The organism is Ferruginibacter sp. (assembly GCF_031430955.1).
Taxonomy (GTDB): domain Bacteria; phylum Bacteroidota; class Bacteroidia; order Chitinophagales; family Chitinophagaceae; genus Ferruginibacter.
In genome coordinates this window covers 1-7,064 of the sequence record NZ_JANPCM010000516.1, presented here as the reverse complement: position 1 = coordinate 7,064, position 7,064 = coordinate 1, and the positions used below count along the sequence as shown (strand labels likewise).

Here is a 7,064-nt window from a genome sequence, read left to right as displayed (position 1 = left end):
AACAAATCACGAAATCGATTACAAGGTCTATGGAGAAGAACTCCAGTTTGTAGAAATAGAGCTTGACCCTAATGAAACAGCCATTGCAGAAAGCGGTGCTTTTATGATGATGGATAACGGTATTGAAATGCAAACAATTTTGGGCGATGGCAGTCAGCAGCAAAGCGGCGGGATACTGAATAAATTGTTTAGCGCAGGTAAAAGATTACTTGTAGGCGAAAGTTTATTTATGACTGCTTTTACCAACACCGGGCAGGGCAAAAAGAAAGTAAGTTTTGCATCACCATACACCGGTAAAATAATTGTATTTGATTTGGCAGCGTTAGGTGGAAAGATCATTGCACAAAAAGATGCTTTTTTATGTGCAGCCAAGGGTGTTAGTATTGGTATTGAATTTCAAAGAAGATTGGGCACTGGTATTTTTGGTGGCGAAGGTTTTATAATGGAAAAGCTGGAAGGAGATGGTTATGCATTTGCACATGCAGGCGGATACGTGGTAGAAAGAGAATTAAAAGCCGGAGAAATTTTAAAAGTAGATACCGGTTGTGTGGTAGCTTATACCGCCAATGTTGATTTTGATATTGAAATGGTACGGGGTATTAAAAACTGGATGTTTGGTGGCGAAGGCTTATTTTTTGCAAAGTTGCAGGGCCCTGGTAAAGTGTGGTTACAAAGTTTACCCATAAGCCGCTTAGCCGGAAGGATAATGCAATACGGTTCTTATAAACGCAAAGAAGAAGGCAGTATTTTAGGAGGCCTGGGTAATTTGCTGGATGGCAGGGAATAAATACATTAAAAATTTGCGTTTTATTAATTAGTCAGGCCAGCGCCTGACTTTTTTTGTAAAATAAATTTGGTGGGTAAATTCATATAATCGTATATTTGCGATATAAGATTAAAGTATGAATTTAAAACAGCACTGGGAAAATGTTTTTACCACCAAGCAGGTAAACGAAGTAAGCTGGTACCAGCAAACACCACAGGAGTCTATCAACTTTATAACACAGCTTGCCTTGCCCAAAAATGCAGCCATAATTGATATTGGTGGCGGCGATAGTTTTTTGGTGGATCATTTGTTGGCCATTGGATATACCAATATTACTGTATTGGATATCTCACAGGCGGCAATTGATAGAGTAAAAAACAGGCTGGGCAAAAAAGCAACTGCTGTTACATGGATTGTATCCGATATTTTAGATTTTAAAACGTCTGTACAATATGATTGCTGGCACGACAGGGCTGCTTTTCATTTTTTAACTGCCACTGCGGAAATAGAATCTTATCTGTCAATTGCACAAAAAAATGTAAAGCCTGCAGGTAAAATGATCATTGGTACTTTTTCTGATAACGGGCCGGAAAAGTGCAGTGGCTTACGCATAAAACAGTACGATGAAAAATTGCTCAGCAGTACATTACAAAAATGGTTTACAAAAATAAAATGTATTACCACCAGCCATATTACACCTTTTAAAACAGTTCAAAATTTTTTATTCTGCAGCTTTCAAAAATTAAGTATATAAAATGGCCATCCACAAAAAAGAAGCGTTTACTCAAAAGGAACAGGACCTGGCAGAATTTGCCAAAGCACTGGCACACCCTGCCCGTATTTCAATTTTAAAAATTCTGGCGCAGCACAACGAATGTATTTGCGGCGAGATTGTAGAAATATTACCATTGGCACAAAGCACCGTTAGTCAGCATTTAAAAGAATTAAAAAATGCAGGATTAATTAATGGTACAGTAGATGGGCCACGCAGTTGTTATTGCATTAACTGGAAAGCTTTTGAAAAATTTATGGGAGAGTTTAGTTTTCTGTTTAATAAACTTAAAGTGCAGAATGAGAAGGCGTGTTGTTAAAAGCCCTGAAGCCCTTATCCCCTAAAGGGGGAAATGGAGTAGATCGAAGTGAAGATTAGCTTAGGGTGAGTAACTCCTTAAAGAGTGGCTCACCCGGCCAAGAAAAAAAGAGGCTTGCAATTTAAAATAGCTCCATAGGAGCTTAAGGTGGGTAGAAAGGGTAATAAATGTTTAGTACCGTTCCGTAGGAACGACAGGTGCTAAAGCAAAACATAATTATAGCCCAGTAAAATTATTTTGTTGAAGAGTGTCTTGCCTTAGGCCAGACCAATGAAGATGAACAGAGAAATATTGCCGGGCAAAAAAAAATGTATTTTTTAACCTCCTCATTTTATAAAGTACGGATGAGGAACAAATAGTATAGCCATGAATAATGAATTAGAAATTAAAAATCTCGTTAGAGAAAAGTATGCTGCCATTGCAGAACAAAGTAAAGACCAGAATGCAACATCCTGCTGCGGCGCCACCTCCAGCTGCTGCGGTGATGAAGTGTATAACATTATGGCAGATGACTACACCAAATTAGAAGGCTACAATGCTGATGCAGATTTAGGATTGGGTTGCGGATTGCCCACTGAATTTGCAAAAATAAAAACTGGTGATACCGTAATTGATTTGGGAAGCGGTGCCGGCAACGATGCGTTTATAGCCCGCCGTTTTGTGGGCGAAAATGGTAAAGTGCTGGGTATAGACTTCACGCAAGCCATGATTAAAAGGGCAAGAGAAAATGCCGATAAATTAAAATTGAATAATGTGGAGTTCAGGCTAGGCGATATTGATGATATGCCGGTTACCAGTAATTATGCCGATGTAATTGTAAGTAACTGTGTATTGAATTTAGTACCCAACAAACACAAAGTTATCAGCGAAATTTACAGGGTGTTAAAACCCGGCGGTCATTTTTCTATCAGCGATATTGTGCTGGAAGGCGAATTGCCGGCAAAATGGAAAGAGGTAGCAGAGTTGTATGCAGGCTGTGTTAGCGGCGCTATACAAAGAGAAGTGTACCTGGAAATAATTGCATCGCTTGGGTTTAAAAATATTACACTGCAAAAGGATAAGCCGATACTTATACCCGATAATATTTTAGCTAATTATTTAAGTGCCGAAGAAATTGCAACGTATAAAAATGGTAAAACAAAAATTACAAGTATAACCGTATATGCAGAAAAGCCTGCAAAGGACGAAAGGAATTGTTGTGAACCGGGAAGCGGTTGTTGCTAACGATTTATTAAGTTTGCCAACCATTTAAAAGTTGGCAAACTTGTTTAATAGAATTGTAAACTATAAATGTAAAATCATGATTAATGAAATATCAAATGCGTTGCAATTAAAAGTAGTGGTAAATGAAGAAGAAAAACAGCAAGCGATTGCTTTATTACAACTACAGCAATTACCTGTTTCAGATATTGATGAAGATAAAATTCTTTATTTACTTAAAGATGCTGAAAGAACAATAGGTACAGTTGGGTTAGAAATATTTGAAGATTGCGCCCTGCTCCGCAGCGTAAGTGTTGTAAAAGAAGAGCAGGGCAAAGGCTACGGAAAGTATATTAAGGAAGAGATAGAAAAATATGTGAAGGAAGCTGGCATTAACTGCCTGTATTTATTAACCACTACTGCAAAGGATTTTTTTAATAAACAAGGGTATTGTGTTATTAGCAGAGAAGAAGCACCAGCTTCAGTAAAACAAACAGCAGCGTTTACTTCTTTGTGCCCGGCTTCGGCAGTGATAATGAAAAAACGCATCTAAGATTATGAAAAAAATAAAACTACTTTTTGTGTGTGTAGAAAACAGCAACCGCTCTCAAATGAGCCAGGCTTTTGCAAAAATTATTGGCGGCGATGATGTGGAAGCATACAGTGCCGGCAGCAAACCCAGCGGCATCGTAAACCCAAAAGCTGTTGCGGCCATGAAAGAGTTGGGCTACGATTTAAGTACACACGATAGTAAAAGTTTGGATGAAGTAAAAGCATTTGCACCTTTTGATGCCGTGGTAACTATGGGTTGCGGCGATGCCTGCCCGTGGATGCCTGCCAAAAAATTTGTTGACTGGGTAATTCCTGACCCTAAGCATATGGAACCGAAGGAGTTTAACGAGGTGAGGGATTTTATAAAAGGTAAAGTGGAAGAATTGATAAAAGAATTGAGTGTAAAAATTTAGCTAATAGTATAAAAGAGAAAAGGAGAAAAAAGATAAGTATTGCTTAACTCTTTTTTCTCCTTTTACCTCTTAGCAAATTATATATTTTAATCTCTGCTGCTTATCTTACTCAGTAACCTTAAAATTTCTAAGTACAACCAAACAATAGTAACCATTAAACCAAAAGCACCGTACCACTCCATATACTTTGGTGCTCCTAATGCTGATCCCTGTTCAATCATATCAAAATCTAAAATTAAATTTAGTGCAGCAATGGCAACAACAAATAACGAAAAGCCAATGCCCAATAAACTGCCTTCATGTAAAAAAGAGAAATTATCAAAGCCAAACATTCTCATTACCCAAACAATAAGATAAAAAATCGCAATGCCTGCAGTGGCAGTAAAAATTATTGATTTAAATTTTTCTGTTGCTTTAATTATTCTAAAGCTGTACAATAAATACATTGCAACAGCGGTGCCTAATGTTAAGCCTACCGCATTAATAATAATATTTGGAGCCTGGGCAGCAAAAGCAGCACTGTAATATGCAGAGATAGCACCTACAAATAAACCTTCCAGTAAAGCGTAAGCCGGAGCTAAAAAAGGGCTCCACTCTTTTTTAAATGAAATTACAATGGCCACAATTAAGCCACCAATTGCGCCAGTTAATATTAATGGCATTACGCTGCCGCCTTCTGCAAATTCTTTCCACGAATAAAAAGAACTGCCTAAAACCATGATTAGTAAAAATCCAAACTTTTGTAAAGTTCCTTTTACGGACATTGCATTATCGTGTGTTACTACTTCATCCAGTATTGTATCCCTGAATCTTTTTTCAGATAAAGCAGGGTTGCCCGATTTAAATAAAGCCATAGTTGTAAAATTTAATAATTAAAATTAAGTAATTATAATGAAATATAAATCGTTGATAGTAAAACGTAGGCTGTAAATTTATTATCTTATAAAGCTAACTCACTATTCACGTTTTAGACCCGGATATTTACTCACCGTTTCAAAATTGTATTCGTCTTTTAACTTTAGTTTAATAATAAAATGTTTCAGCTCTGTGGAGTCGTTGGCATCTTCATACACCTGGTCGTGTGCCAGCAGCACCAAATGATTGGGTGTTTTATTTTTATTATGAATAAACATACTGTCAATTTGCTGCAGCATTTCATCACCGGTATTTTTAAGTTTAAGGCTGTCGTTATAATGCCATTCTAAATCCCAGCCTACTTCGGTAAATCCGCTGGCATACAAACTGTCGGCTGTGGCGCAACTTTTTTTAATATCAGTTTTACAAATAGTTGCAGTGCGCCAAATATTTCTGCCCGGTGTACGAATAATGTTTGCAGTTAAATGTAAACTGTCGGCACAGCGTATAAAATCTTTTATGGCACTGTCGGGCAGTGTATAAAATTTGGCAAACTTGTTTTTAAAAGCATGCGTATAACTGTGGTTGGCAATTTCAAAATACTTGCAGGCAATAAGGCTGTCGAAAATTGCCGTTTGTTCTTTACTGCCGTACACATGCTGCCCAACAATAAATAATGTAACCGGAATTTTTTCTTCCTTAACAATATGCATCATTTTTTTGGTGCCTCTGTTAGGCCCATCATCAAATGTGAGGTAAATTGTTTTTGTTTTCTTTTTTGGTAAAGAAGCGGTGACTAGTTTGCTGGTACTGTCCGGTAAAGAAAATTGAATGTTATTTACTGAGGCTGTTGTTTCGGTTTTGTAATAATTGCAGGCGGTAAAAACAACAGTAATAAAAGTGGTTCTTAAAATTTGTGAAGCGGCTTGCTCAGCTTCGGGGTCAGGGTCCATAATGGTTTTGGTTATAAATTTTATTTGTTTAGTGAAGATATTAGTGCGGCGGAGCTGTTTCCAAATTTGTATTGTTAAATAAAATATAATCCTAAATGCAGAGAAAATATTCAATGATGAATATACAATGTTCAATACTCAATAAAAATGTACAGACAGACAATTTTCAACGACTTTATTATATACCAGTTCTTCATTGAAAATTGAATATGAAAGTTGAGTGTTGAATATTTCTCTTTTTACGATAAGTGCTATAATCCTAAACCTGTAAACCCTAAACCCTAAACCCTAAACTTCTAAACCCATCAACCATTCCCCTCAACTTTGTATATTTGCGGCATGGAACAATTGCTCAACAAGATAAAAGTACTTAAAGAAGAAATTACTGCATTTAATGGCGGCGATGCCGAAACATTTAGAATTAAATATCTTGGTACAAAAGGTTTGGTAAAAACCATCATGGGAGAAATGAAAAATGTAGCTCCTGAAAATAAAAAAGACGCCGGCCAGTTATTAAACGAATTCAAACTTTTTACCGAAGCAAAATATAACGAACTTAATCAGGCTTCTTCCAAATCCGAAGTCGGAAATCCAAAATCGGAAATTGATCTTACTTTGCCCGGCGACAATCTTCCTCTCGGCAGCCGCCACCCGATTAGTTTAGTAAAGAACAGGATCATTTCCATTTTTCAACGCCTTGGTTTTGCAGTGGCTGAAGGGCCGGAAATTGAAGATGACTTTCATAATTTTTCTGCACTTAACCTGCCCGAAAATCATCCGGCACGTGACATGCAGGATACATTTTATATCAGCCAAGATCCCGATTGGTTATTGCGTACACATACAAGCAGTGTGCAGGTACGTGAAATGCAAAAAGGAAAATTACCTATCAGAATTATTTGCCCGGGCAGGGTGTACCGTAATGAAACCATCAGTGCAAGGGCACATTGTTTTTTTCACCAGGTAGAAGGTTTATACATTGCAGATAATGTAAGCTTTGCCGATCTTAAACAAACGCTGTATTTTTTTGTACAGGAAATGTTTGGAGCTGATGTTAAGGTTCGTTTTCGCCCCAGTTATTTTCCTTTTACTGAGCCCAGTGCAGAGATGGATATCAGTTGTTTAATTTGTAGTGGGGAGGGTTGCAGCGTTTGTAAAAAAACTGGATGGGTCGAAATTCTGGGCTGCGGTATGGTTCATCCAAATGTTTTAGATAACTGCGGTATTGATAGTA

The 7,064-nt window shown here is 37.4% G+C and carries 9 protein-coding genes; 7 read left to right on the top strand and 2 right to left on the bottom strand.

The features are described from left to right. From ACY65O_RS14585 to ACY65O_RS14560, 6 genes are all read left to right on the top strand, one after another. Positions 1 to 787: TIGR00266 family protein (locus ACY65O_RS14585; protein WP_462221591.1), on the top strand; the 787-nt coding region annotated here is incomplete at its 5' end. Between the two features lie 115 nt (positions 788 to 902). After that, the gene (locus tag ACY65O_RS14580; protein WP_462221590.1) at positions 903 to 1,520 is read left to right on the top strand and encodes a class I SAM-dependent methyltransferase; all 618 of its coding nucleotides are present in this window, start codon (positions 903 to 905) and stop codon (positions 1,518 to 1,520) included. A gap of 1 nt (position 1,521) precedes the next feature. Then, positions 1,522 to 1,857, top strand: coding sequence for an ArsR/SmtB family transcription factor (locus tag ACY65O_RS14575; RefSeq protein ID WP_462221589.1), 336 nt, complete (start codon positions 1,522 to 1,524; stop codon positions 1,855 to 1,857). Positions 1,858 to 2,223: 366 nt separating this feature from the next. After that, positions 2,224 to 3,081: an arsenite methyltransferase gene (locus ACY65O_RS14570; RefSeq protein ID WP_462221588.1), complete on the top strand. Its 858-nt coding sequence runs from the start codon at positions 2,224 to 2,226 to the stop codon at positions 3,079 to 3,081. Positions 3,082 to 3,157: 76 nt separating this feature from the next. Then, a complete protein-coding gene (gene arsN2 / locus ACY65O_RS14565; RefSeq protein ID WP_462221587.1) occupies positions 3,158 to 3,610 on the top strand; it encodes an arsenic resistance N-acetyltransferase ArsN2 in 453 nt (150 codons plus the stop codon). Between the two features lie 4 nt (positions 3,611 to 3,614). Further along, the gene (locus ACY65O_RS14560; protein ID WP_462221586.1) at positions 3,615 to 4,022 is read left to right on the top strand and encodes an arsenate reductase ArsC; all 408 of its coding nucleotides are present in this window, start codon (positions 3,615 to 3,617) and stop codon (positions 4,020 to 4,022) included. An 86-nt stretch (positions 4,023 to 4,108) separates the two neighbouring features. Here the strand turns inward: ACY65O_RS14560 and ACY65O_RS14555 are convergent, their stop codons facing one another. Together ACY65O_RS14555 and ACY65O_RS14550 are read right to left on the bottom strand one after the other, a co-directional pair. Further along, a complete protein-coding gene (locus ACY65O_RS14555) occupies positions 4,109 to 4,876 on the bottom strand; it encodes a Bax inhibitor-1/YccA family protein (protein WP_462221585.1) in 768 nt (255 codons plus the stop codon). Between the two features lie 102 nt (positions 4,877 to 4,978). After that, on the bottom strand, positions 4,979 to 5,830 hold the full coding sequence (locus tag ACY65O_RS14550) for a polysaccharide deacetylase family protein (RefSeq protein WP_462221584.1): 852 nt from the start codon (positions 5,828 to 5,830) through the stop codon (positions 4,979 to 4,981). 339 nt (positions 5,831 to 6,169) lie between these two features. On the opposite strand from ACY65O_RS14550, the gene pheS reads away from it, so the two are divergent. Continuing rightward, positions 6,170 to 7,064: phenylalanine--tRNA ligase subunit alpha (gene pheS, locus ACY65O_RS14545; RefSeq protein WP_462221583.1), on the top strand; the 895-nt coding region annotated here is incomplete at its 3' end.